Source organism: Streptomyces sp. NRRL S-455 (assembly GCF_000717875.1).
Taxonomy (GTDB): Bacteria; Actinomycetota; Actinomycetes; order Streptomycetales; family Streptomycetaceae; genus Streptomyces.
This window is the reverse complement of sequence record NZ_JOCT01000042.1, coordinates 1-21,934: the sequence shown is the minus strand read 5'-3', so window position 1 is coordinate 21,934 and position 21,934 is coordinate 1. Positions and strand designations below refer to the sequence as shown.

The 21,934-nt window shown below is 71.3% G+C and carries 18 protein-coding genes and 1 pseudogene; 7 read left to right on the top strand and 12 right to left on the bottom strand.

From position 1 onward, the window contains the following. Positions 1–16: 16 nt before the first annotated feature. Together IE97_RS0135930 and IE97_RS0135925 are read right to left on the bottom strand one after the other, a co-directional pair. Positions 17–955 (bottom strand): fumarylacetoacetate hydrolase family protein, encoded by a 939-nt coding sequence (locus IE97_RS0135930; RefSeq protein ID WP_030250863.1) that lies wholly within the window; start codon positions 953–955, stop codon positions 17–19. 36 nt (positions 956–991) lie between these two features. After that, positions 992–2,134 carry a VOC family protein gene (locus IE97_RS0135925; RefSeq protein WP_030250858.1) on the bottom strand — a complete coding sequence of 381 codons (1,143 nt, stop codon included), beginning with the start codon at positions 2,132–2,134 and terminating at the stop codon, positions 992–994. 135 nt (positions 2,135–2,269) lie between these two features. Here IE97_RS0135925 and IE97_RS0135920 point away from each other — a divergent pair, with 135 nt between their 5' ends. After that, positions 2,270–2,905: a TetR/AcrR family transcriptional regulator gene (locus IE97_RS0135920; protein ID WP_030250849.1), complete on the top strand. Its 636-nt coding sequence runs from the start codon at positions 2,270–2,272 to the stop codon at positions 2,903–2,905. A 2-nt stretch (positions 2,906–2,907) separates the two neighbouring features. Here IE97_RS0135920 and IE97_RS0135915 read toward each other — a convergent pair whose 3' ends face one another. Next, the gene (locus tag IE97_RS0135915) at positions 2,908–3,690 is read right to left on the bottom strand and encodes a DUF2993 domain-containing protein (protein ID WP_030250847.1); all 783 of its coding nucleotides are present in this window, start codon (positions 3,688–3,690) and stop codon (positions 2,908–2,910) included. A gap of 37 nt (positions 3,691–3,727) precedes the next feature. Beyond that, positions 3,728–4,366 carry a TetR/AcrR family transcriptional regulator gene (locus IE97_RS0135910; RefSeq protein ID WP_037845324.1) on the bottom strand — a complete coding sequence of 213 codons (639 nt, stop codon included), beginning with the start codon at positions 4,364–4,366 and terminating at the stop codon, positions 3,728–3,730. A 186-nt stretch (positions 4,367–4,552) separates the two neighbouring features. Here IE97_RS0135910 and IE97_RS0135905 point away from each other — a divergent pair, with 186 nt between their 5' ends. Both IE97_RS0135905 and IE97_RS0135900 read left to right on the top strand, forming a co-directional pair. Continuing rightward, on the top strand, positions 4,553–6,166 hold the full coding sequence (locus IE97_RS0135905) for an MFS transporter (RefSeq protein ID WP_030250843.1): 1,614 nt from the start codon (positions 4,553–4,555) through the stop codon (positions 6,164–6,166). A gap of 401 nt (positions 6,167–6,567) precedes the next feature. Further along, a complete protein-coding gene (locus IE97_RS0135900) occupies positions 6,568–7,068 on the top strand; it encodes a hypothetical protein (protein WP_158708392.1) in 501 nt (166 codons plus the stop codon). 291 nt (positions 7,069–7,359) lie between these two features. Here IE97_RS0135900 and IE97_RS0135895 read toward each other — a convergent pair whose 3' ends face one another. The 4 genes and pseudogenes from IE97_RS0135895 to IE97_RS0135880 all read right to left on the bottom strand — a co-directional run bounded on the left by IE97_RS0135895 (position 7,360) and on the right by IE97_RS0135880 (position 11,432). Next, positions 7,360–7,986 carry a TetR/AcrR family transcriptional regulator gene (locus IE97_RS0135895; RefSeq protein ID WP_030250837.1) on the bottom strand — a complete coding sequence of 209 codons (627 nt, stop codon included), beginning with the start codon at positions 7,984–7,986 and terminating at the stop codon, positions 7,360–7,362. 101 nt (positions 7,987–8,087) lie between these two features. Further along, complete coding sequence (locus IE97_RS0135890) at positions 8,088–9,176, bottom strand: catalase family protein (RefSeq protein WP_030250835.1); 1,089 nt, start codon at positions 9,174–9,176, stop codon at positions 8,088–8,090. Positions 9,177–9,672: 496 nt separating this feature from the next. Continuing rightward, positions 9,673–10,173 (bottom strand): annotated as a pseudogene (locus IE97_RS41815) (acetylating acetaldehyde dehydrogenase); the annotation flags it as partial. Between the two features lie 245 nt (positions 10,174–10,418). Continuing rightward, positions 10,419–11,432 carry a 3-carboxyethylcatechol 2,3-dioxygenase gene (locus IE97_RS0135880; protein ID WP_420706167.1) on the bottom strand — a complete coding sequence of 338 codons (1,014 nt, stop codon included), beginning with the start codon at positions 11,430–11,432 and terminating at the stop codon, positions 10,419–10,421. A 60-nt stretch (positions 11,433–11,492) separates the two neighbouring features. Here IE97_RS0135880 and IE97_RS0135875 point away from each other — a divergent pair, with 60 nt between their 5' ends. Beyond that, positions 11,493–12,302, top strand: a complete 810-nt coding sequence (locus tag IE97_RS0135875; protein WP_030250826.1) for a serine hydrolase — start codon at positions 11,493–11,495, stop codon at positions 12,300–12,302. Positions 12,303–12,482: 180 nt separating this feature from the next. Here IE97_RS0135875 and IE97_RS0135865 read toward each other — a convergent pair whose 3' ends face one another. Then, positions 12,483–13,145, bottom strand: a complete 663-nt coding sequence (locus IE97_RS0135865) for a maltokinase N-terminal cap-like domain-containing protein (protein ID WP_030250825.1) — start codon at positions 13,143–13,145, stop codon at positions 12,483–12,485. Between the two features lie 342 nt (positions 13,146–13,487). Here IE97_RS0135865 and IE97_RS0135860 point away from each other — a divergent pair, with 342 nt between their 5' ends. From IE97_RS0135860 to IE97_RS0135850, 3 genes are all read left to right on the top strand, one after another. Further along, positions 13,488–14,681, top strand: a complete 1,194-nt coding sequence (locus IE97_RS0135860; RefSeq protein ID WP_030250823.1) for an MFS transporter — start codon at positions 13,488–13,490, stop codon at positions 14,679–14,681. Between the two features lie 29 nt (positions 14,682–14,710). Next, entirely contained in the window at positions 14,711–16,477 is a 1,767-nt protein-coding gene (locus tag IE97_RS0135855; protein ID WP_030250820.1) for a glycoside hydrolase family 35 protein, read from the top strand. Positions 16,478–16,863: 386 nt separating this feature from the next. Then, the gene (locus IE97_RS0135850) at positions 16,864–17,928 is read left to right on the top strand and encodes a LacI family DNA-binding transcriptional regulator (RefSeq protein WP_030250811.1); all 1,065 of its coding nucleotides are present in this window, start codon (positions 16,864–16,866) and stop codon (positions 17,926–17,928) included. A gap of 10 nt (positions 17,929–17,938) precedes the next feature. Here IE97_RS0135850 and IE97_RS0135845 read toward each other — a convergent pair whose 3' ends face one another. The 3 genes from IE97_RS0135845 to IE97_RS0135835 form a co-directional block, all read right to left on the bottom strand. Further along, a complete protein-coding gene (locus IE97_RS0135845; protein WP_030250800.1) occupies positions 17,939–19,906 on the bottom strand; it encodes a heavy metal translocating P-type ATPase in 1,968 nt (655 codons plus the stop codon). A 97-nt stretch (positions 19,907–20,003) separates the two neighbouring features. Continuing rightward, positions 20,004–21,443, bottom strand: coding sequence for an NAD-dependent succinate-semialdehyde dehydrogenase (locus tag IE97_RS0135840; RefSeq protein ID WP_030250797.1), 1,440 nt, complete (start codon positions 21,441–21,443; stop codon positions 20,004–20,006). Next, positions 21,440–21,817, bottom strand: coding sequence for an FAD-binding oxidoreductase (locus IE97_RS0135835; protein WP_030250794.1), 378 nt, complete (start codon positions 21,815–21,817; stop codon positions 21,440–21,442). Before IE97_RS0135835 ends, IE97_RS0135840 begins: the two co-directional genes overlap by 4 nt. Between the last annotated feature and the right edge of the window lie 117 nt (positions 21,818–21,934).

The following is a 21,934-nucleotide window of genomic DNA, read 5'->3' as shown; positions in this document are numbered from 1 at the left end:
TGGCTCACCTCGGGTATCAGTTCGCGGCCGCGACGTGCGTGCGCTGCTCGCCGAGGTCGATGCGGCCGTCGGGGGTCGCGATCGTCGCCGTGATCACGTCGCCCGGGTTCAGGTAGTGCGGGTTCTTGGCCTGGCTCTTGAAGAAGGCCTTCCACTTCACGGCGGGCGGCAGCAGCGCGCCGATCTTCTCGACGGCCTTCGGCGGGGCCTTCAGGGCCGTGCCGCCGGGAGTACCGGTGAGCAGCAGGTCGCCGGCGTCCAGGGTCTGGAAGCGGGCCAGCAGGGTCAGCGCCCGCGCCGGGCGGACGATCATGTCGGCCAGGGTGCGGTCCTGGCGCAGCTCGCCGTTGACACTCAACTTCAGCCGCAGGTCCAGGAGATGAGCGAAGTCCTCCGGCTCCAGCAACGACAGGTACGGACCGGTCGGCGTGAAGGTCGGGTACGACTTGCTCTCGTAGAACTGCGTCTTGGTCAGCTGCACCTCACGGGCGCTGACGTCGTTGGTGATCACCAGTCCGGCGACGTACGACGGCAGGTCCCGCTCCTCGACGACGGTGCCGACGGGCAGCGGCGCGCCCATGACGAGGCCGAGCTCGATCTCGTAGTCGAGGAACTTCACGTGGGAGGGGCGGACGACGGCGTCGCCGGGGCCGCTGACTGAGCCGGACGCCTTGCGGAAGAAGGCGGGAGGGATGTCGCCGGTGAAGCCCGAATCGCGGGCGTGGCTGCGGTAGTTGACCATCTGGGCGACCACCCGGCAGGGCGTGGTGACCGGCGAGAGCGCCACCAGATCGGCGATCGGAGTGCCCGGCTCGCCGGAGACGGCGGCCTCACGGACGGCTTCACGGTCGGTCAGCAGCTCGGCGGTGGTGACGGCCTTGGTGTCGACCGGGACGGCCCGGTCACCGCGGACGACCCACCAGCCGTCGGCGGTACGCAGGACATTGGTGCTCATGTCAGTGCCTTTGTCAGGGGATTGGCGGGCGGAGGTTCAGGAGTTGGCGGCCTTGAGCAGGCCGAACAGTCGTGCCGGGTCCATCTCGTTGTCGCCGCGCAGGGCCTCGATGACATCGCGGACCCGCTGCGGGGAGGGACTGGCGCCGAGGAAGTCACGAGTCGCGGGCGGGCCCCACTGGGCGAGACCGCTGGTCGACATCGGAGCCCAGCCCGGCTCGACGTCGCAGGAGAACAGGTCACCGTCGGCGAAGTGCTCCAGCATGAAGTGGTCGGGGTCGCGCCAGTAGTCGAAGAGCTGGCTGCCCTGGATGTGCCGGCCGATGCCCCAACTGCGCTTGTATCCGCGCTCCTTGAGGTACTCGCCGCCGGCGGCTATGGAGTCGAGGTCGGTGACCTGGTAGGCGGAGTGGACGTACCCCGTGCCCGGCCCCAGATGCATCGCGAGGGTGTGGTGGTCGGCCGGCACACCGCCCAGGTCACAGCGGATGAACGCCATCGTCGGGCCGCGGTCGCGCTGCCCGTCCAGGAACAGGAAGTCGGACACGATCATCCCGAGGGTGTCCAGGTACCAGTCCAGGGCCCGGCCGAACACCCGCGTCTCCAGCACCACGTGGCCGAGCCGCTGGATGCGGGACGGCTCGCGCGGCGGCCGCTGGGCGGCGTTGGTACGCCGGTGATCCGTACCGAAGTTGAGCAGCAGCGGCTGCTGTTCCGGCAGGGCGGGGAGCTGTTCGCCGCAGTGCACGACCCGCACGGGGAAGCCGGAGGGGTCGAGCAGGTCGACGCCCTTGCCGCCCCCGGGAACGTCGGCGTCCCGCACGTCCCTGCCCGTCGCGCGGGCCAGCCGGTCCAGGTCACCCCGCTCGGCGGCGCGGAACGCCGGACCGATGAAACGGGACGTACGACCACGCCGGATCACCATGCAGGGCGAGCCCGCGAAGCTGCCCCGCAGCCACAGCTCGCTCTCGGTGCGGGCGGCGACGCCGAAACCGAAGTCGCGGGCGAAGACCTCCGCCCGGTCCAGGTCGGGCTTCTCGAACTCCAGCCAGGCCAGGTCCGCGACCTTGATCACGGGGTTCCGGGAGCGGCCGGGGTGTTCGCCGCGCAGGGCGCCCTGCTCACTGTGGAGGTCCTGGTGGGCCGTGATGACGTCCCCGTTGACGCGTGTTTCAGACATGGTGCCCTCCGAGCAACATTGCCGCAATGAGGAAATCATCAACTGTGACAGTTCCGTCGTCAAGGCGTTCGCTGCAGGAAATGATGAATTCATCAGGACTGCGATCTGCATCGGGTAACCGTTAGACTTCTGCGCATGTCTACGTCAGCCCCGCCCAGCAACCGGTTCGAGCGACGTCGCGCAGAGACCCGTGGAGCTCTCGTGCGAGCGGCCCGGCAGATACTCGCCGAGACCGGCGACACCAGCGCGAGCATCCAGGCGATCGCCGAGCGCGCGGACGTGGGCTTCGGCTCCTTCTACAACCACTTCGACTCCAAGGCGGAGTTGTTCGAGGCGGCGGTGATCGACGCCCTCGAGGAGTTCGCGCAGGAATTCGACGAGCGTCTGACGGGGGTCGACGACCCGGCGGAGCGGGTCGCGGGCGGCTTTCGGCTCAGTGCCCGCATGGCCGACTCCCACCCGGAGCTGATGCAGGTCCTGCGCCGCCGCGGCCTCGCGCACATCCACTCGGGCAAGGGACTGGCCCGACGCGCCCTGCGTGATCTCCAGGTCGGCATCGCCTCCGGCCGCTTCACTGCCCTCGACCCCGTGGTCGCCCTGTCCGCACTGGGCGGAACCCTGCTGTCACTGGTGGAACTGCGGTTCACCCACCCCGACGTGGACGGCGACGAGGCCGCGGTCAACCTCGCCGAGATGGTCCTGCGGATGCTGGGCCTGCCCGCGGACGACGCCCACGAGGTCGCCCGACGCCCCTTGCCTGACGCCCCCTGACCTCACGCGGACGACGAGTCCGGGCGGAACGTGACCGAGCGGCCGGTGAAGCGGGCGTCGATTCCGTCCTCGCTGGTGGTGACCGACCGCAGCCGGAGCCCTTCGGGCACGTTCTGCAGCGGAATGGGCTCGTCCAGGGCCTTGTCGAGCAGTGATTTCAGCGGCGGGAGCAGTTCGCCCTGCTCCGCGCGTACGTCCGTGAAGGCGATGTGGTTGCCGCCGGCCGCCGAGACGGCCGCGCTCACGGTCACGTCGCCGACGAGCGGCAGACTCGCGGTCGCGTCGACCCGGCCGGACTCGTCCCCCTGTGACACCTGCACGCCGAGCGCCCTCGACACGTCCGCGTACGACAGGAACGCGGTCGCTGTGACGCCGTCCGCGTGAGCCTCGTCGGCGCTCCCCGACGTCTTCAGCCCGTCCATCCCGACCGTCAGCCTCGTCACCGGGAGCGGCCGGGTGGTACCGCCGGCCGGAATGTCGTGGGCGGTCAGGTCGACATGGTCCAGGCTGCCCGCAGCCAGTTGGTTCAGTACGGGAAATCCCCTCACGTGCACCGACGGCCGATCGGCGGTTCCCATGCCGTCCTGGAACGCCTTGGCCGTACGGCTCTCCGCGCGAACAGCGGCGATCCGGTCGACCGCGACTCCGCCGACCAGCAGGACCACCAGGGACGAGGCAGCGATGATCATGCGTCGTCTGGTCCGGGTCGGAGGGCTCACGTACACGGAGCCGTCGCCGTAGTAGGGCTCGCCGACGTACTCCTCGTCGCGGTGGGACTGATACACGGTTCTCCTCTTCGAGTGGTGCTTGGGAAGTGCGCACCTACGCGGCGTCGCCCTCGGGCCGGACAAACCCGCGGACGCACGCAGCAGCGCTGTCTCCTGCCACGCCCATCGCGATCAGGGCGGCGGTCGCGGTGCCGGTGCCGTCGTCGCTCCAGACCCCGCTGTTCACGCAGTCGAGAAGCCCTAGCAGGTGTCCCTCCAGCGCCCGGGTCAGGACGACCGGGGGGATGCCGGTCTGGAAGGCGCCCTGCCGTTGCCCACGGCCGATGATCGCCTCCGCCATGTCCCGAGCGGGGGCCAGGACTTCAGCGAGCCGATCGGCCCCGAGGTCCTGGGGAGCGAGGCGGAGCAGGGTGCGGTAGCGATCTCCGACCGGCCACACCGCGAGGACGAAGCGCGCCAGCTCCGTGACGGCATCCGCCACCGGCACACGCGGGACCGCGAGCGCCTGCCGCAAGGCCCACGTGGCCTCCTCCACCAGCCCCTCCATCAGTGCGGCCCGGCCGCTGAAATGGCCATAGACCGTACGGCGCACCACCCCTGCCGCCTCGGCGATGTCACCGAGGCTGCTGTCGGGGTCGCGTCCGAGTTCCTGCCTGGCCGCCTCAAGGATGCGGGCGCGCGTGAGCAGGGTTCGGCTGCGCTCCGGGGCGGCTGTCAAGTGTGCGTGGATCATGTCGAACCTCCGATGGGCGGGGAGGGCGACTCGATAGTTGCACGTCCACGGGCAATAAACTAGTCTGCACATCAACGGGCAATTAGCTGCCCCTGGTGCCGGGCCCCCCTCTTGGCCCCGCGTGCACCGATCTATCGATTCCGCACCCCGAAGCGTGCGCTTCGCCTCCTGCTGAGGAGCCTGACCATGCCGCTCTTTCCGAACATGCCCGTCGAGAAGATGACGGAGCCCTACCATCGGCGCTGGTGGGCGCTGCTGGTCCTGTGCCTGAGCCTGCTGATCGTGGTCATGGCGAACACGTCGTTGGTTGTGGCCGCCCCCGACATGACCAAGGACCTGGGGCTGTCCAGCAGTGACCTGCAGTGGGTCATCGACGGCTACACCGTCCCCTACGCCGCGCTGATGCTGGTGCTGGGCGCGATCGGCGACAAGTACAGCCGCCGCGGCGCGCTCGTCCTCGGTCTGCTGATCTTCGCCGGAGGTTCGGTGATGGGCGGCCTGGTCGATGAGACGAACCTCGTCATCACAGCCCGCGCGATCATGGGCGTCGGTGCCGCCGTCGTCATGCCGGCCACGCTCTCGCTGCTGGTCGCGATCTTCCCGCGCGCCGAGCGAGCCAAGGCGATCACCGCCTGGTCCGCGACCTCCGGCCTCGCCATCGCCGCCGGCCCGCTCGCCGCCGGCTGGCTGCTGGAGAACCACGCCTGGGGCTCGACCTTCCTGATGAACGTCCCCGTCGCCGTCCTCGGCGTCGTCGGCGCGCTGCTGCTGGTCCCGCCGTCGAAGGCGGAGGGCATGGGCCGCATCGACTACGTCGGCGGTCTGCTGTCGATCGTGTCGGTCGGCTCCCTGGTCTACGCGACCATCGAGGGCCCGCACTTCGGCTGGGGCACCGGCCCGATCACCGCGGCCGTCGTCGCCGGCGTGGGCCTGCTGGCCTTCGTCGCCTGGGAGTTGAAGCACCCCAACCCCATGCTGGACGTGCGCAAGTTCACCGAGCGCCCCTTCGGCGGCTCGATGATGGCAGTGCTGTTCTTCTTCTTCGGCACCTTCGGCTCGATCTACTACTCCACCCAGTTCCTCCAGTTCGTCCTCGGCTACGACGCCCTGGAGACCGGCATCCGCCTGCTGCCACTGGCCGGTGCGGTCTTCGTCGGCGCCGCGGTTACCGGCAAGCTCGCCCCGAAGCTGGGCGTGAAGATCGTGGTCGGAACCGGCATGGTCATCGGCACCGCGGGCGTCTTCCTGCTCACCCGGATCGAGACGGGCTCGACCTACACCGACTTCCTCACGCCCCTGCTGCTGCTCGGCTTCGCCATGGGCCTGAGCCTGTCCCCGGCCACCGACACCATCATGGGCTCCTTCCCCGAGTCGGAGCTGGGCGTCGCCGGCGGCGCCAACGACACCGCCCTGGAACTCGGCTGCGCCCTGGGCATCGCCATCCTCGGCTCGCTGCTGGCCACGTCCTACAAGGACAAGCTCACCGACATGGTCGGCGGCCACCTCCCGGCCGAGGCCATGGACGTCGCCAAGGACTCCGTCGGCGGCGGCATCGCGGTCGCCGAGCAGGTGGCCAAGAACCCCCAGGGCGGCGCCGAGCAGGCCCAGACCCTGCTGGGAGCGGTGCACGAGTCCTTCGCCCACGCCATCGCCCACACCAGCCTCATCGGCGGCATCATCATGGCCGCCGGGACCCTGATCGTCATCGCCGTCCTGCCCGGCCGCAAGCACACCGCCAAGCACGGTGAGGAAGAAGCGACGCCTGTGACCGAGGAGCAGACCGAGACCGTGGGCGCCTGAGCCCTGTACACCGGAGGCCGGAACCCCGATTCCGGCCTCCTCCACCCCCAGGACGGGCTGTGCCTGAGCGGCGCACGGCCCCGGGACGGTGCCGGGAGGGGACACCCGGCACCGTCCCCCTTTTTTCGCTGTCCGTCCCGGGTGGCTGGGGTGGCGTTCAGCGGACCCTCATAGGTGACCCCAACCGGGACCAGTTCCAGGATGATTGTCGAAGATCAGGCGCTATGGGGTGGTTTCGGGGGCGGCTTGGTTTGGCCCCACTGGCTTGACGCCGAGTTGGGCGGTGCAGCGTCGGGGAGCTGGTGATCAAGCCGTTCGGGGAGGGGCGGGGCAGGTGCGGGGGGATCTGAGAAGAGACGCCGCGCGGTTGAGTGCCGTGGGCGGCGCTGCGGATGGTTGGCATGGCGCTGCTCGGCCTGGGCTGGTGGCGAGATCACGCGGGATTCTGGGCGGACAAGGCGTTCCTCACCATTGTCTTCTCGTCCGTGACGACCGCTTCGTTCGGCGTTCCGTTGGCCCTGGTGATCCTCAACCGGGTTGCGATGGTGCAGGCCGAGGCGGTGGAAGCGTGTGCCTGGCGGCGTCTGGCCATGCGGGTGGCCGGCCAATGTGCCGCGTCCGTGCCCTTGCAGTTCCACGGGGCTGCGGCTCGTCTTGAACACGCGTCCGCCGGGCTGCTCGCGGTGGAGCGCACTGCGCAGGCACCATTCAAGGGCTGGGAGCCCGGGCGGGACGACGGCGCTCTCGCTGAGCCCCGTCAGCAGATCACGGATGGGACGTCGGAACACGCCCTGGAGGAGTTCCGAGCCGAGGTATGTCCAGGTAGTTCGGCCGTGCCGGTGGTAGTCGCCTGTGCCCGTGGACCTGATCAGGGAACGAGAATTCAACGCGCATCTGGATGACCTCAACCACGGCAAGGCGGCGCTTGCCGTCCCGATTCCGCCGAATGTGTTCCAAGGCATGCAGGTCGGCCTCGACGAACTGCGCGGTCCGGCCAAGTGTTTCGCTAGGAGGTGCGCATCGTCGAAGATCTGGTCCTGCCCCTCGGGACCCGGTCCGGCGGGCGGAGTGGACCTACCCATATGACGTGGCGGCGCTGGCCCGGCACTACCGCATCGCCACGACGCTGGCGCGGGGGCGGGAAAGACCCCGGCGCTTCGCATCGGGGTCACGTCGAACTGTGGGGGGCGAACTCACGCCTCGGTGGCGGCCATCTCGTCGACGACGATCTGCGCCCGCTTCTCCGGCACACCGGCCGCGATGAGCGTGGTGACGGCCACCCGGGTGCCGTCGTCCTCCAGCGCCCCGGTGTTGACCTCCTCCAGCAGGGCGACCGTCATCGCCTCCAGGCCGACGCTCAGCACCGGGGCCGGCAGGTGGGTGTGGAAGACTCCGTCCCGTTGTCCCTGCTCCAGGATGGCCGTGACCCTGACCCGGGCGGGCTCCAGGATCCCGGCGACGCGGTCCATGCCGAGGTCTCTTCGGGCCAGCGCCAGGAGCATCCGGTAGCGGTCGCCCACGGGCCAGAGCGCCAACGTGAAGTGGGCGAGCGCCCGGTCGGCCGGTTCCGTCACCTCCGCGCCGACCGCGACGGCGGCCTGGAGCGCCTCGGTGGCCTCCTCTGCCAGCGCGTCCAGGAGTGCCGCCCTGCCGGGGAAGTGCCCGAACAGCGTGCGCCGTACGACGCCGGCGGCGCGGGCGAGTTCCTCCAGGGTGATGTCGGGGTTCCGGCCGAGCTCCTGGCGGGCGGTGGCGAGGATGCGCGCCCGGTTGGACCGGGCGTTGCGTCGCTGGGGCACACGGCCGACGGGCTGGGACACGAAAGGAACCTCGAAGAAGCCAGGGCGGAGAATGGACCTCTCCATTCTGGCACGCGAGTCCCGACCGGCCCCAGACGCATCCGGGGCCGGTCGGGACCTCGTCAGGCGGGCAGCTCCTTGATGTCGGACGGCTCCTGCGGCTCGATGCCGTTGTAGTGGTGGCGGAAGTCGCTGGAGGCGGGGTAGGCGGCGCGGCGGGAGCGCATGATGGAGCCCAGCGGGCGGTGGGCCTCCAGGGCGTGCCAGGGGCTGAAGGAAAGGACGTCGTCGGCGTAGCGGCGGCGGGCGTCGCTGTAGGCGTCCTGGGCGGGCAGGTGCAGCACGGCCACGGTCTGGTGCGGTGACAGTTCCTCGGGCCACAGGACCGAGGCGTCCTCCACCGGCATCCGGTCGATGTCCGTGCACAGCTGGGCGCGGATGTCGTACTCGGCGCTGTTGTGCGCGAAGAAGTCGGTGACGAGGTCGCGCAGGGCCGACTCGCCGGCCTTCTTGTCGACGTGGCTGCCGGTGAGGGCCTTGACGTTCGCCGAGCGGGGCGCGGCGGACATCTTCGCCACGTGGTCGCCGTAGCGCAGCGCGGCCATGGAGTGGAAGGTCTCGCCGAGGATGTGGTCGTTGGCGGCGGCCAGGGTCTCGACGGCAGGCGGTAGCGGGCGTCCGACGCGCGTGAGGGCCTTGGCGGCCACTCGGGCGGCTGCGCCGGTGAGCTGGAGTTGCTGGTCGCTCTGGCCGGGCTGTTTCTCCAGGATGCCCTGGAGTTTGGCGTATTCGGCGATGTTGCCGAAGGGCAGGGTGGGGTGGTTGACGAGGAGGAAGTCCTGGGTGGTGAAGCCGTCGTCGAGGGCGCGGGGCCCGGGGGCGCCGATCACCTTGATCGCGAGGCCGCGCTGGACGGGCACCTGGTCGGAGCGCAGGTCGCCGGGGGCGGAGGAGAAGCGGACGATCACCGGGTGGGTGGCCGGTGCGGCGAAGAGGCCCTGGGCGAGGTGGGCGGGCAGGTCGGGCTGGATGCGCAGCTCGCCGGCGAGGACGCCGTGGCTCTTGGCGTGGGCGTCGCGCAGGCCGTGCCGGTGTTTGTCGGCGACCTGCTGGTTGGCCTTGCCCATGGCCGCGACGACCTGGCGGACGAGTTCGTCCTCGTCCGGAAAGGGCTGTTCGAGGTCGGGGCTGTAGCGGACGTACGAGGTCATGGGCAGTGCCTTCGCGCGGGGTGGGGGGTCAGTTGCTGCTGAGCCAGCGGATGGCGGACAGGCTGGGCATGAAGAAGTACTCGCCGCCGAGGAGGGTGTTGAAGGACTGGATGTTCTGCACCCGGCGGGGCGGGGTCCCGGGCACGGTGAAGTAGGCGCCCTTGTCCTGGAGCGAGATCATCGGGTCCTTCTCCTTGCCCAGGCCCATGAAGTTGCCGGAGCCGACCCATTCGCTCTGGAGGAACTCGACGTTGTCGATGGCCCGTGCGCCGAGGGCGATGAAGTCCAGGCCGCGCGGTGTGCCGTCGTCCTTGAGGCGATCCTGGGGCAGAGAGGTGCCGTAGGAGGTGCCGCGCCGGATGATGCGGCGGATGTTGACGTCGGTGAGGACCGTGAGCTTGGTGTCGCGCGGGTTCATCCGGCGGATGTGGGAGCCGAGCGGGGTGTGCAGTCCGCGTGGGTCGCCGGAGTAGTCGAAGTCGTTGATCCAGCCCACGATCGGGGTGAACTGCACCTCCTGCTTGAGGCGGTAGCCCGGCACGTACTGCGCGACCCGCGCCGCCATGTCCTTGACTGAGGCCCGGATGGCGTCGTGGTCCGCGTCCCCGATGAGGCAGAAGACGGTGTCTCGCATGATCAGCGGGGGTTCGGCAGGGTTCAGGATGATGACCGCCTTGCCGCGGGCCGCTCCGCCGACGTTCTCGATGGCGTGGGAGGTGGTCTCGGTGAACTCGTCGATGTTGGCGCGCGTGCCCGGCCCCGCCGACTTGGAGGCGATGGAGGCGACGATCTCCGCATAGTGGACGTCGGTCACCGCGGAGATGGCCGCGACCATGGGGATGGTGGCCTGGCCGCCGCAGGTGACCATGTTGAGGTTGTCCGCGCCGGCCGCCAGGTGCTCGTCGAGGTTGACGGGCGGGACGACGAACGGGCCGATGGCGGCGGGGGTGAGGTCGATGAGCCGCTTTCCGAAGGGCGCGAGCCGGTGGGCGTTGGCCAGGAAGTCAGGCTGGTCGACGCCGAGTTGGCGCTGGACGGCCGGGGAGGTCAGGCCGATCTTGCGGCCGACGACGACCGCACCGCTGTCCACTCTGCTGCGGGTGAGTTCCTGCTGTACGGCGTACGCGGCGTCGATGTCCTGTGTACCGAGCAGATCGCGTACCGGGACCACGGGCCGTCCCTCGGCGAAGGCGGCGGCGAGCCGGGCAGCCGCCAGCTCGACGGGTGTGACTGCCATGCCGGTCACCGCCCTTCCGCCGTGGTCACGGCGAATCCGGCGATCCAGGCGGGGATGGCCTCGTAGAAGCGAGACGTCATCTCGTACTTGCCAGTCGCCGCGAGGGAGGCGTACGCCGCGATCCAGGTGCGGACCTCGTGGGCGGAGCCGCCGCCCTGTGCGGCCATGTCATCGACGGTCCAGGAGTCGAACTCCGCGAGGTCGCCGCGCTCCAGATGGTCGAGGAGGAGGTTGTCCCAGGCGGGGTTGATCGGGATCATCTTCGTCGACCCGGCGGCGTAGTCGCGGCCGGCCTGGACGACCCGCTCCTCGCCCTTCGCACGCTGCTGAGGGGTGGGCGGGTTTCCCTCGATGAGCGCGTCGGCGACCCGGGGCGGTGCGCCCTCGCGCACCGGCACCGGCGGGTCGTGGGACAGACCACCGGAGGCGACGAACAGCACCCGCTTGTCCAGGGCGGCCGCGGCCTGACCGACCGCGGTGCCGAGAGCGCGGATACGGCTGACCGGGCCGAGCGGGGTCGCCACGCCGTTGACGAAGACGGGCACCACCGGCACGCGGTCGATACCGCCGAAGAGCACCTCCAGGGGCTGCGCGAAGCCGTGGTCCACGGTCATCCGGGCCGAGACGGTGAGGTCGATGCCGCGGTCGAGCACCCCCTTGGACAGCGTCCTGGCGGCCTCGGTGTCGACCGACAGCGGCCCGCCCTGGGAACCGAAGTCGCCCACCGCGTGGGCCTCGGTGGCCAGGCAGAACGGGGGCATCTCCTTGTAGAAGAAGCCGTTGTAGTGGTCGGGCGCGTAGAGGACGACGAGCTCCGGGTCGAAGCGGCGGACGAAGGCCCTGGCGCTCTCGACGGCCTCGTCGACGCGGGCCAGAACCTCGGGCTCGGGGTCGTTCCTGCCGGCCATTGAGCACGTACCGGAGACCGGGTCGTACACCGCGTACAGACAGGTGGCACCGATCTCGCCGGGAATTGCGTCATCGGCGTCGAAGTCCTGCTCCTCGTCGGTGTGGGTCACGATGTCATCAAGGTGCGTGAGGAGTTCGTCGGGCGACAGATCGATGCCGGAGGCAGCCGCATGACCACGGGTACCGAGAGGCTGCTCGGGGAGCTTCGCCGGACGCTGCGCGACGGCGGGCTGTACGGCTCGTTCCTCGTCCGGGACCTGGAGACGGGCGACGAGATCGGTATCGACCCCGACATCGAGTTACCCGTCGCTTCCCTCGTGAAGATCCCGCTCGCCCTGGTGACACTGGAACGCATCCGGCGCGGGGAACTCGACGGCGCCGCCGACGCTCTCTTCGCACTCACCCCGCCCGACCGGGTCGGGGCGGTCCTGCACGAGTTCGGGCTGCGCGGCATCGCCGTCCGGCACACCATGCGCGAGTTGATGGAAACCCCGGTGGAGCGTTTCGACCCGGCGGACGTACACCTCGCGCACGCCCTCGCGATCGACGCCGGCACCCCCGGGCGCGGCCACCGGGTGCCGCAACTCGACGTCTCACGCGCCAACACCGGGACGGCGCGGGCTTTCGTCGACCTCCTGCAGGCACTCTGGCGGTCGCGGCCCGGTACTGAGGGCGCCGAGCCCCCGGCGATCCACCCCGACGTCGCGGCGCGGGTGCGCGGCTTCATGGCCAACAACCTCGTGCGCAACCGCCTCGGCCCGGACTTCGACTCCGACTCCTCCACGTGGTCGTCCAAGACAGGCATGCTGCTCAACCTGCGCCACGAGGTCGGCGTAGTCGAACACGCCGACGGCCAGACCTATGCCGTGGCCGTCCTGACGGAGTCACGGGTGGCCGCCGGCAGGCAGCCGGGCGCCGACGCCCTCATGGGCCAGGTGGCCCGGCGCCTGCGTGACGAGCTCCGTTCGAGATGGGTCTAGGGTGCGTATCCAGTTCGTGACGACGGCGGGCCGGGCGACGGCCGGCTCGCGGTTCATCCCTGACCTGAAGAAGGTGCGGGTATAGAAGGGGAACGGAACACCCTCGAGGGCGCAGTCAACAGGATGAAGGCCCGGCGAGGCATCGCCACCCTCTGACACCCGTCGTTGGCAAAGACCCCTCTAGGCCGGCAGGCCGGTGTGCAGAACGGCGAAGACACCCTTGGCACGGGTGCCGTCCGGTGTCTGCCAGGTGCCGGTGACGCGACCGGTGACTGCCCGCGAAGGAGAGAACGGACCGTCCGGCGCGGGTTCGAGGACCCGGTGCAGGTGAAGGGTCGTGCCGTGCGGTGTGGTCAGCCGGGTGCCGTTCCGGTCGTCGACGGCGGCGGCGAAGTCCGAAGGGATGGGGCCTTCGCCGGTGAGGGAGGCGGTGACCTCACGGTCGGGGACATCACTGCTGTTCTGGTCCTGGGCCTGCACCCGCCCCTCGATCAAGGCGGCCAACTGTGCGGCCATCACCGGGTCCTGACACCCGTCGTAGGCCCAGCGCCGTCCGAGCACACCGTGCTCCATGGTGCCCACGAAAGCCTGCTCCGCCCCGTCGAGCGGGGCACCGCGGTAGGTGAGGGGAACCAGGTAGGCGGTCGGGTGGGGGCTGGAGGTGTCGGTGACGACCATGAACTCGATCCCCACCTCACCTTGCGGGTCGTCGAGCCGGAACCCGCCGGCTTTGGCCAGCTGCGGTGCCGTCGTGCCAGCGCGGTACCAGGGGCGGGAGGGCAGCCAGGAGGTGAGCAGCTCGAGCTTGGTCGGCTTGAGCGTGGTGCGGTGGATGACGGCCATGCCGGGGTCCCTTTCCCTTGCGTCGACGCGTTCCCTGAGATCACGCAGGATACGTTCGAGCGGGTCCCGGCTGGTCAGGCACCGGCCGGAGGCGGTTCGGCCGACCCGTCGGGGGCCGATTGGATCAGCAACCGATAACAGCCTGACCAGACCTTTTCGAACGGGCCGAGTCGGTGGACGCCGGGAGTCGGGCGCATCCCGTGAACCGGGGCGACGACAACTCCCGCAGCGCCGAGCAGTGTTGACGCCCGGCATGTTACCGGTAACATCACCTCTGTCTCCGTCGTACGCGACTGTGTCCTCCGCCCACCCTCTTCCAGTGGGCCGTCCTCCGGAGTCCGCGTGACCGACCAGCCCACCGCACAGCTAGCCGCTCCCTCCTCACCGACCCCGCCGGCTGCCGTCTTCAGCAAGGCCGCCGTGGTCGCCTCCTGCGTGGGCTTCGTGCTCATCGGCGCGTTGCAGGCCCTGTACGGGCCCGGGATCCCCGGTTTCCGGGAGGAGTTCGGACTGTCCCCGTCCGCCGCGGGGCTGGGGCTCAGCGCGCACTTCGTCGGCGGTGTGGCCGGCGTGCTGCTGTTCGACCGGCTCTACGGCCGGGTCGGCAACCGGCAGATCCTCGGCAGTTCCTATCTGCTGATGGCGGTGGGCGCGGGGGGCTTCGCGCTGGCATCCGACTGGTCGCTCGCCCTGGCCGCTGCCCTGCTCGCCGGGCTCGGCTTCGGCGGGATCGACTACGGCCTCAACCAGTTGTTCGCCATCGGCTTCGGTCACCGTTCGACCGCGATGCTGAACATCCTCAACGCCCACTTCGGCATCGGCGCCATCCTCGGCCCCGCCCTGATCGGCGCGGTCGGCGCCGAGCACTACCCGGCCGTTTTCCTGAGCTTCGCCCTCGCCAACCTGCCACTGCTGCTGTGCCTGAGGGGCGTACGGAACGACGCGCCGGTCCCGGCCGGGAGCGACACGCGCGGTGATCCGGTTCTGCGGCGGAGCCTCGGCTCGGTGCTCGCCGTCTTCGTCGGGCTGTACGTGCTGCACGTCGGCATCGAGGCCGGTGTCGGCGGCTGGGAGCCCACGCACCTGGAGGCCGTCGGCTACGGCGCGGGCGTCGCCGCCACCGCCACGTCCGTGTACTGGCTGATGATGACCGTGGGCCGCTTCCTGGTCGCCCCGCTCGCGCTGCGCTTCTCCGCCCAGGCCATCATCACCGTCTCCTGCGCGGGTATGACGGTGTGTCTGCTGGCCGCGTCCGTACCGGCGCTCGCGCCCTACGCCTACGCGGGTGTCGGTCTGTTCATCGCGCCGATCTTCCCCACCGGCCTGCCCTGGCTGAACCGGGCCGCACCGCGGGCCCGTAGGGCCGGCGCCCTGGTCATCGCGGCCTCCATGGCCGGCGGTGTCGCCGCCGGGCCGGCCCTGGGCAAGGCCATCGAATGGTCCGGGGTCCGTGCGGTGCCGCTTCTGCTGTGCGCCGTCTCGGCGCTCTGCCTGGCCGCCACGCTCTGGCTGATCCGCAGCACCCGTGCCCATTGACTCCCGCTGTCCCGAAGGGAAGCCTCCGCATGCCCGCTCTGACCACCACGCCCGACGGATTCCTGCTGCACGGCGAGCCGTTCCGGATCATCTCCGGCGCGTTGCACTACTTCCGCGTCCACCCCGACCTGTGGGCCGACCGGCTGCGCAAGGCGCGGCTGATGGGTCTCAACACGGTGGAGACGTACCTGCCGTGGAACCACCACCAGCCCGACCCCGAGGGGCCGCTCGTGCTCGACGGCTTCCTCGACCTGCCCCGGTTCCTCCGACTCGCCCAGGACGAGGGCCTGCACGTGCTGCTGCGTCCGGGGCCGTTCATCTGTGCCGAGTGGGACGGCGGCGGATTGCCCGACTGGCTGACCTCCGACCCGGATGTAGGGCTGCGTACCAGCGATCCCCGCTTCACCGGAGCCGTCGACCGCTATCTCGACCGGCTGCTGCCGGTGCTCCGGCCGCACCTGGCCGCGGCGGGCGGGCCGGTGATCGCCGTGCAGGTGGAGAACGAGTACGGGGCCTACGGCGACGACACCCCGTACCTGAAGCACCTGGCCGACGCGTTCCGCTCCCGGGGCGTCGAGGAGCTGCTGTTCACCTGCGACCAGGCCGATCCCGAGCACCTGGCCGCGGGAGGCCTGCCGGGGGTCCTGGCCACGAGTACCTTCGGCAGTCGGGTCGAGCAGGCCCTCGGCCGGCTGCGCGAGCACCAGAGCGAAGGCCCGCTGTTCTGCGCCGAGTTCTGGATCGGCTGGTTCGACCACTGGGGCGGTCCCCACCATGTGCGGGACGCGGCCGACGCCGCCGCCGACCTGGACCGGCTGCTGTCCGCCGGGGCGTCCGTCAACATCTACATGTTCCACGGCGGCACCAACTTCGGATTCACCAACGGCGCCAACCACAAGCACGCCTACACACCGACCGTCACGTCGTACGACTACGACGCGGCGCTAACCGAGTGCGGCGACCCGGGACCGAAGTACCACGCCTTCCGCGAGGTCATCGCCCGCCATGCGCCCGTTCCCGACGAGCCCGTCCCGGCTCCGGGTCCCAAACTCCCGCCGACCGACGTCGAGTTGAACAACCGGGCGCCTCTGCTGCCGCTTGCCGCCACACTCGCCGGTCCCGTTCACGCCGACGGCCCCTTGACCATGGGCGAGCTCGGGCAGCGCACCGGCTACGTGCTCTACCGCACCACCCTCCCCGCCCCGGGGGACGGCCTGCTGCACTTCGCCGGCGGGGTCGGCGACCGTGCCCAGGTCTTCGTCGACGGTGCCCCGGTCGGCGTGCTGGAGCGCGAACGCCACGACGAGACACTGCCCGTGCGCGTCCCCCGCCCCGGCGCCCGGCTGGAGGTGCTCGTCGAGAACATGGGCGGCGTCAACTACGGACCGCGCATCAGCGCACCGAAGGGCCTGCTCGGACCGGTCTCCTTCAACGGCACCGTCCTGCGGGGCTGGGACAGCCACCCGCTGCCGCTGGACGATCCGGCCGCGGTGCCGTTCCCCCCGGCCGGCGAGGCGGCGGTCACCGTGCCGGCGTTCCACCGCGGCACCTTCGAGGTGGAGACGCCCGCCGACACCTTCCTCTCCCTCCACGGCTGGACGAAGGGGCAGGCGTGGGTCAACGGCTTCAACCTGGGCCGCTACTGGAACCGCGGGCCGCAGCGCACGCTCTACGTTCCCGCACCCGTGCTGCGTCCCGGTGCGAACGAGCTGGTCCTGCTGGAACTGCACGGCACCACCGCCACGCGCGCCCAGCTCACCGACACGCCGGACCTCGGGCCGGAGAACACCTGGTGACGCACGTGCCGCGCGGTCCCCGCCCGGCGTCTCCGACCGGATCGGGATCACCAGCGGCCGGCTCACCTGTGGCGGACGCCCCTGGTTCCCGGTCTCCGGGGAGTTGCACTACTCGCGTTGCAGGCACGGGGAGTGGGAGGAGGAACTGCTGAAGATGAAGGCGGGCGGGATGGGCGCCGGAAGGTGGCCGCGAACGCCCCGGTGCACGTGCCGGGGCGGGTCGGCGACACCCGGCGGGCGGCCGGGACCCGGCACGCGGAGTGGCTGGCGACGCGCGCGTGGACGGCCCGGGCAGGCCGAGAGCCCCGCGCGTGCCGCCCGGCCTATGCTGTGCTCCAGCCGGGCGGGCCAGGACCGCCGTTCCCGACCTCGAGGACTCCCCCGCCATGACACCGAGCGCCACCGACAGCCCTGTGCCCAAGGGCCGCAGCAGGCGCAACTTCGCGGGGACGCGGCCGGTGATGGCCGACGTGGCCCGGCTGGCCGGCGTCTCCAAGCAGACCGTCTCCCGGGTGCTCAACGACCACCCGGCCGTCCGTCCCGAGACGCGTGCGGCGGTCCTGGACGCCATGCGGACGCTGGGCTACCGGCCCAGCCGCAGCGCACGGTCGCTGGCCAGCGGCCGGACCCGGATGCTCGGGGTCATCTCCTTCGACGCCGCCCGGTACGGGCCCGCGTCCATCCTGACCGCGATCAACACGGCGGCCCAGGACGCCGGTTACCTCGTGAGCTCCATCGCGCTCGACACGGCCGACCACGCGACCGTCGTCGAGGCCGTCGACCGGCTGTCGGCCGAGGGCGCGGACGGCGTCATCGCGATCGCCCCGCAGCAGTGGGTGGGCCGGGCCCTGGCGGAGACCGACCTGGGCACTCCCCTGGTCGTGCTGGAGAACGCCCTGGGCGACGACACTCCCCTGATCACCGGCGACTCCCGCACCGGCGCCCGCAAGGCCACCGAGCACCTGCTCGCTCTGGGCCACACCACCGTCTGGCACATCGCCGGCCCGGCCGGCTGGACCTCCGCCGACCACCGGCGGGCTAGCTGGCAGGCCACGCTGCAGGCGGCCGGTGCCGACGTTCCGGCTCCGCTCGTCGGTGACTGGAGTGCGGACACCGGTTACGAGCTGGGCCGTCGGCTGGCCCGACGCCCGGAGGTGACGGCCGTGTTCGCGTCCAACGACCAGATGGCCCTGGGGCTGCTGCACGCCCTGCACGAGTCCGGGCGGTCCGTCCCCGGGGACGTCAGCGTCGTGGGCTACGACGACATCCCCGAGGCCGCGCATCTGCTGCCCCCGCTGACCACCGTCCGCACCGACTTCGCGGAGATCGGCACGCGCTCCCTGCGTCTGCTGCTGGACCGTATCGACGGGCCCGGGGAGCGGCCCCGGGTGGACACCCTGGTCCCCGTCGACCTCGTGGTGCGCGCCAGCAGCGGCCCGCCGCCGCGCTGAAGCCGCTCCGTCAGCCACTTCCCTGGGCGGCCGCCCGCTGCCAGGCCGTCTCCCGCAGCAGGCGCAGACCGTTCAGGGCGACGAGGACCGTGGAGCCCTCGTGGCCGGCGACGCCCAGCGGCAGCGGCAGGTTCCCGGCCAGGTCCCAGACGACGAGGCCGGCGATGAACACACCGGCGATGACGAGGTTCTGCACGACCAGCTCGCGGGCTCGGCGGGAGAGGGCGACGGTCGCGGGGACGGCGGCGAGTTCGTCGCGCACGATCACCGCGTCCGCGGTCTCCAGCGCGAGGTCGGAGCCCGCCCGGCCCATGGCGACGCCGGTGTGGGCGGCGGCCAGGGCGGGCGCGTCGTTGACGCCGTCCCCGACGACCAGCACCTTGTGGCCGGCGCGCTCCATCTCCTGGACCGCGGCCAGCTTGTCCTGCGGCAGGAGGCCGGCTTGCACGTCGTCGATTCCCGCCTCGGCGGCGAGGCGGGCGGCGGCCCGGGGGTTGTCGCCGGTGAGGAGCGCCGGGGCGGTACCGGTGAGGGTCGTGAGCGCGCGGACCGTGGCCGCCGCGTCGGGGCGCAGCCGGTCGGCGATGCCGAGCAGTCCTGCGGGGGTGCCGTCGACGACGACCAGGACGGCGGTACGGCCGGACTCCTCGAGCTCCGCGGCGGTCGCGACGGCGTGGTCCAGCAGGCGGTCGGGGGCGCCCACGGCGACCGTGCGGCCGCCGACGACGGCGGTCACCCCCACCCCCGGAGTGGACGTGAAATCGTCCGCGTCGGGCAGGTCGAGGCCGCGCTCGCGGGCCGCCTCGACGACCGCCCGGGCCAGCGGATGCTCACTGGGCCGCTCCGCCGCTGCCGCCAGCGTCAGCAACTGGCCCTCGTCGAGGCCGGATCCGTCCAGCGGCAGGACATCGGTGACGCGCGGGCTGCCCTCGGTGAGCGTTCCGGTCTTGTCGAGCGCGACCGCGTCGGTCTGGCCGATCCGCTCCATCACCACCGCCGACTTCACCAGTACGCCGTGTCGTCCGGCGTTGGCGATGGCCGACAGCAGAGGCGGCATGGTGGCCAGCACGACCGCGCACGGTGAGGCCACGATCATGAAGGTCATGGCACGCAGCAGCGCGTCGGTGAGCTGCGCGCCGAAGGCGAGCGGCACCAGGAAGACGGCCAGGGTCGCGGCCACCATGCCCAGCGAGTAGCGCTGTTCCACCTTCTCGATGAACAGCTGCGTGGGCGCCTTGGTCTCGGACGCCTCCTGCACCATGCGGACGATCCGGGCGATCACCGAGTCGGACGCGTCACGCTCGACCCGGATCCGCAGGGCCCCGGTGCCGTTGAGGGTGCCGGCGAAGACCTCGTCGCCCCGCTCCTTCGCCACGGGGAGCGGCTCGCCGGTGATGGTCGCCTGGTCCACCTCACTCGCGCCGTCCAGCACACGGCCGTCGGCGCCGACGCGCTCCCCCGGGCGCACGAGGACCGTGTTCCCCACGGCCAAGTCCTCCACGGGAACGGTCTCTTCGCCGCCGTCCGGGGCCAGCCGGGTGGCGGTGGCGGGGGCCAGGTCGAGCAGGCCGCGGACGGAGTCGGCGGTGCGGGCCGTGGCCAGGGCCTCCAGCGCGCCCGAGGTGGCGAAGATGACGATGAGCAGCGCGCCGTCCATCACCTGCCCGATCGCCGCCGCGCCGAGCGCCGCGACGACCATCAGCAGGTCGACGTCGAGCGTGCGGTCCTTCAGCGCCTTGAGCCCCTCCCACCCCGGCTCCCAGCCGCCCGTGACGTACGACAGGGCGTACAGCGGGCCCCAGGTCCAGGCGGGGGCGCCGGTCAGCTGCAGGGGCAGCGCGAGCAGGAAGAGGACGGTGGCCGCGGCGGCCCAGCGCGCCTCGGGGAGGGCGAGGACACGGGTACGCCGCCGGGCCACCGGTCCGGTACGGGAGGGCCGCGCCCGGTCGACCGGCCGCGGTGTGAGGGTGGAAGTCATCGGGGGTCCTTCTGGCGGGGGCGCGTCAGGCGCCCCTCACCATACAGGAACACATGAAGACTCATTCATCCCTTCATGTGCGGCCTCACGCGAAGTGTCACCGCACGGGCACCGCGAGGTACTGGTACTCCAGGAACTCGTCGATGCCGACCCGGCCGCCCTCGCGGCCGAGCCCGGACTGCTTGACGCCGCCGAAGGGGGCGGCGGGGTTGGAGACGAGGCCGGTGTTGAGGCCCACCATGCCGACCTCCAGGCGTTCGCTGACACGCAGGGCGCGGTCCAGGCCCTCGGTGAAGACGTAACCGACGAGGCCCCAGGGGGTGTCGTTGGCGCGGGAGACGACCTCGTCCTCGTCGTCGAAGGTCAGGATCGCGGCCACCGGGCCGAAGATCTCGGTGTCCATCAGACGGCTCTCGGGGGACACGTCCGTGAGCACGGTCGGCGGGTAGAAGCAGCCCGGCCCCTCCGGCGTGCGGCCGCCGACCAGCACCTGGGCGCCGCGCTCGACCGCGTCCGCGACCAGTTCCGCCACCTTGGCGCGTCCGGCGGAGTCGATCAGCGGGCCGACGTCGACACCCTCCCGGGTGCCGGGGCCGACGACGAGCGCACCCATCCGCTCAGCGAGGCGTCGCCCGAACTCGCCGGCCACCGAGCGATGGACGAAGAAGCGGTTGGCGGCGGTACAGGCCTCGCCCATGTTGCGCATCTTGGCGATCATCGCGCTGTCCACGGCCACATCCAGGTCGGCGTCCTCGAAGACGATGAACGGCGCGTTGCCGCCCAGCTCCATCGAGGTGCGTACGACCGTGTCGGCGCACTGCGCGAGCAGCAGCCGGCCGACGGCGGTGGAGCCGGTGAAGGACAGCTTGCGGATGCGTCCGCCGCGCAGCAGCGGCTCGCACACCTCGCCGGCGCGGGAGGTGGTGACGACGTTCAGCACACCGTCGGGCAGGCCGGCCTCCTTGAGGATCCCGGCCAGGGCCAGGCCGGCCAGCGGGGTCTGCGGGGCCGGCTTGAGGATCATCGTGCAGCCGGCGGCGATGGCGGGGCCGATCTTGCGGGTGCCCATGGCCAGCGGGAAGTTCCAGGGCGTGATCAGCAGGCAGGGGCCGACCGGGCGGCGGGAGAGCAGCATGCGGTTGCGCCCGTCGGGAAGGGTGCCGCAGCCGCCGTCGATGCGGACGGCCTCCTCGGAGAACCAGCGGAAGAACTCCGCGGCGTACGCCACCTCGCCCCTGGCCTCGGCCAGCGGCTTGCCCATCTCGGAGGTCATCAGGTGGGCGAGTTCGTCGGTGCGTTCGAGGATGAGTTCGTAGGCACGGCGCAGGATCTCGCTGCGGACCCGGGGCGCTGTGCGCGCCCACTCGGCCTGCGCCTGGACGGCCGCTTCCTCGGCCAGCCTGGCGTCCTTGGGACCGGCGTCGGCGACGTGGCAGAGGATCTCGCCGGTGGCGGGGTCGTCGACGGGCATGGTGGCGCCGTCCGCGGCGTCCACCCAGGCACCGCCGATGAACAACTGGGTCAGTACCTCGGTCATGTTGTCTCTCCTGGTCGGTCGGCGGCGGGGTCGAGCAGTTCGGCGAGGTGCAGGGCGCGGATGTCCCGGTCACCGGCGAGGTGGTCGATCTGGGTGGCGCAGCTGAAGCCGACGGCGACGAAGGTGCGGGTCATGATCCGCCGGGCGACGGACAGCCGGCCGGTGCTGACCCAGGTCAGACCGCGAGCCCGCAGCACCGCGACCACGTCGTCGGCGGTGTGCGGGAAGGCCACGGCCCGCGGCGGGACACGGTAGTTGGAGGCGTCGTAGGCATAGGGGCCGGTCGCCCCCGGGCCGGTCTCCACCCGCCGACCGGGCGCGATCTCGGCGAGGTGGGCCGTCGGGCCCGCCAGGTCGCGGGTGGCGGTGGTCATCGGTCCGACGCTCCCGAGGTGCCGGCCTCGACGGCGTTCGCCCAGGCCTGGAGGCCCTCGTCCACGCCCGTCTCGTCGATGACGAGCGCCGGGATCATGCGGACGACCTGGTTCCAG

Bases quoted from the DNA above. Each gene is read 5' to 3' on its own strand.
- IE97_RS0135850 (WP_030250811.1), top strand. From the start codon at position 16,864: ATGACACCGAGCGCCACCGACAGCCCTGTGCCCAAGGGCCGCAGCAGG.
- IE97_RS0135855 (WP_030250820.1), top strand. From the start codon at position 14,711: ATGCCCGCTCTGACCACCACGCCCGACGGATTCCTGCTGCACGGCGAG.
- IE97_RS0135925 (WP_030250858.1), bottom strand. From the start codon at position 2,134: ATGTCTGAAACACGCGTCAACGGGGACGTCATCACGGCCCACCAGGAC.
- IE97_RS0135890 (WP_030250835.1), bottom strand. From the start codon at position 9,176: ATGACCTCGTACGTCCGCTACAGCCCCGACCTCGAACAGCCCTTTCCG.
- IE97_RS0135875 (WP_030250826.1), top strand. From the start codon at position 11,493: ATGACCACGGGTACCGAGAGGCTGCTCGGGGAGCTTCGCCGGACGCTG.
- IE97_RS0135865 (WP_030250825.1), bottom strand. From the start codon at position 13,145: ATGGCCGTCATCCACCGCACCACGCTCAAGCCGACCAAGCTCGAGCTG.
- IE97_RS0135930 (WP_030250863.1), bottom strand. From the start codon at position 955: ATGAGCACCAATGTCCTGCGTACCGCCGACGGCTGGTGGGTCGTCCGC.
- IE97_RS0135835 (WP_030250794.1), bottom strand. From the start codon at position 21,817: ATGACCACCGCCACCCGCGACCTGGCGGGCCCGACGGCCCACCTCGCC.
- IE97_RS0135910 (WP_037845324.1), bottom strand. From the start codon at position 4,366: ATGATCCACGCACACTTGACAGCCGCCCCGGAGCGCAGCCGAACCCTG.
- IE97_RS0135900 (WP_158708392.1), top strand. From the start codon at position 6,568: ATGGCGCTGCTCGGCCTGGGCTGGTGGCGAGATCACGCGGGATTCTGG.
- IE97_RS0135905 (WP_030250843.1), top strand. From the start codon at position 4,553: ATGCCGCTCTTTCCGAACATGCCCGTCGAGAAGATGACGGAGCCCTAC.
- IE97_RS0135840 (WP_030250797.1), bottom strand. From the start codon at position 21,443: ATGACCGAGGTACTGACCCAGTTGTTCATCGGCGGTGCCTGGGTGGAC.
- IE97_RS0135920 (WP_030250849.1), top strand. From the start codon at position 2,270: ATGTCTACGTCAGCCCCGCCCAGCAACCGGTTCGAGCGACGTCGCGCA.
- IE97_RS0135845 (WP_030250800.1), bottom strand. From the start codon at position 19,906: ATGACTTCCACCCTCACACCGCGGCCGGTCGACCGGGCGCGGCCCTCC.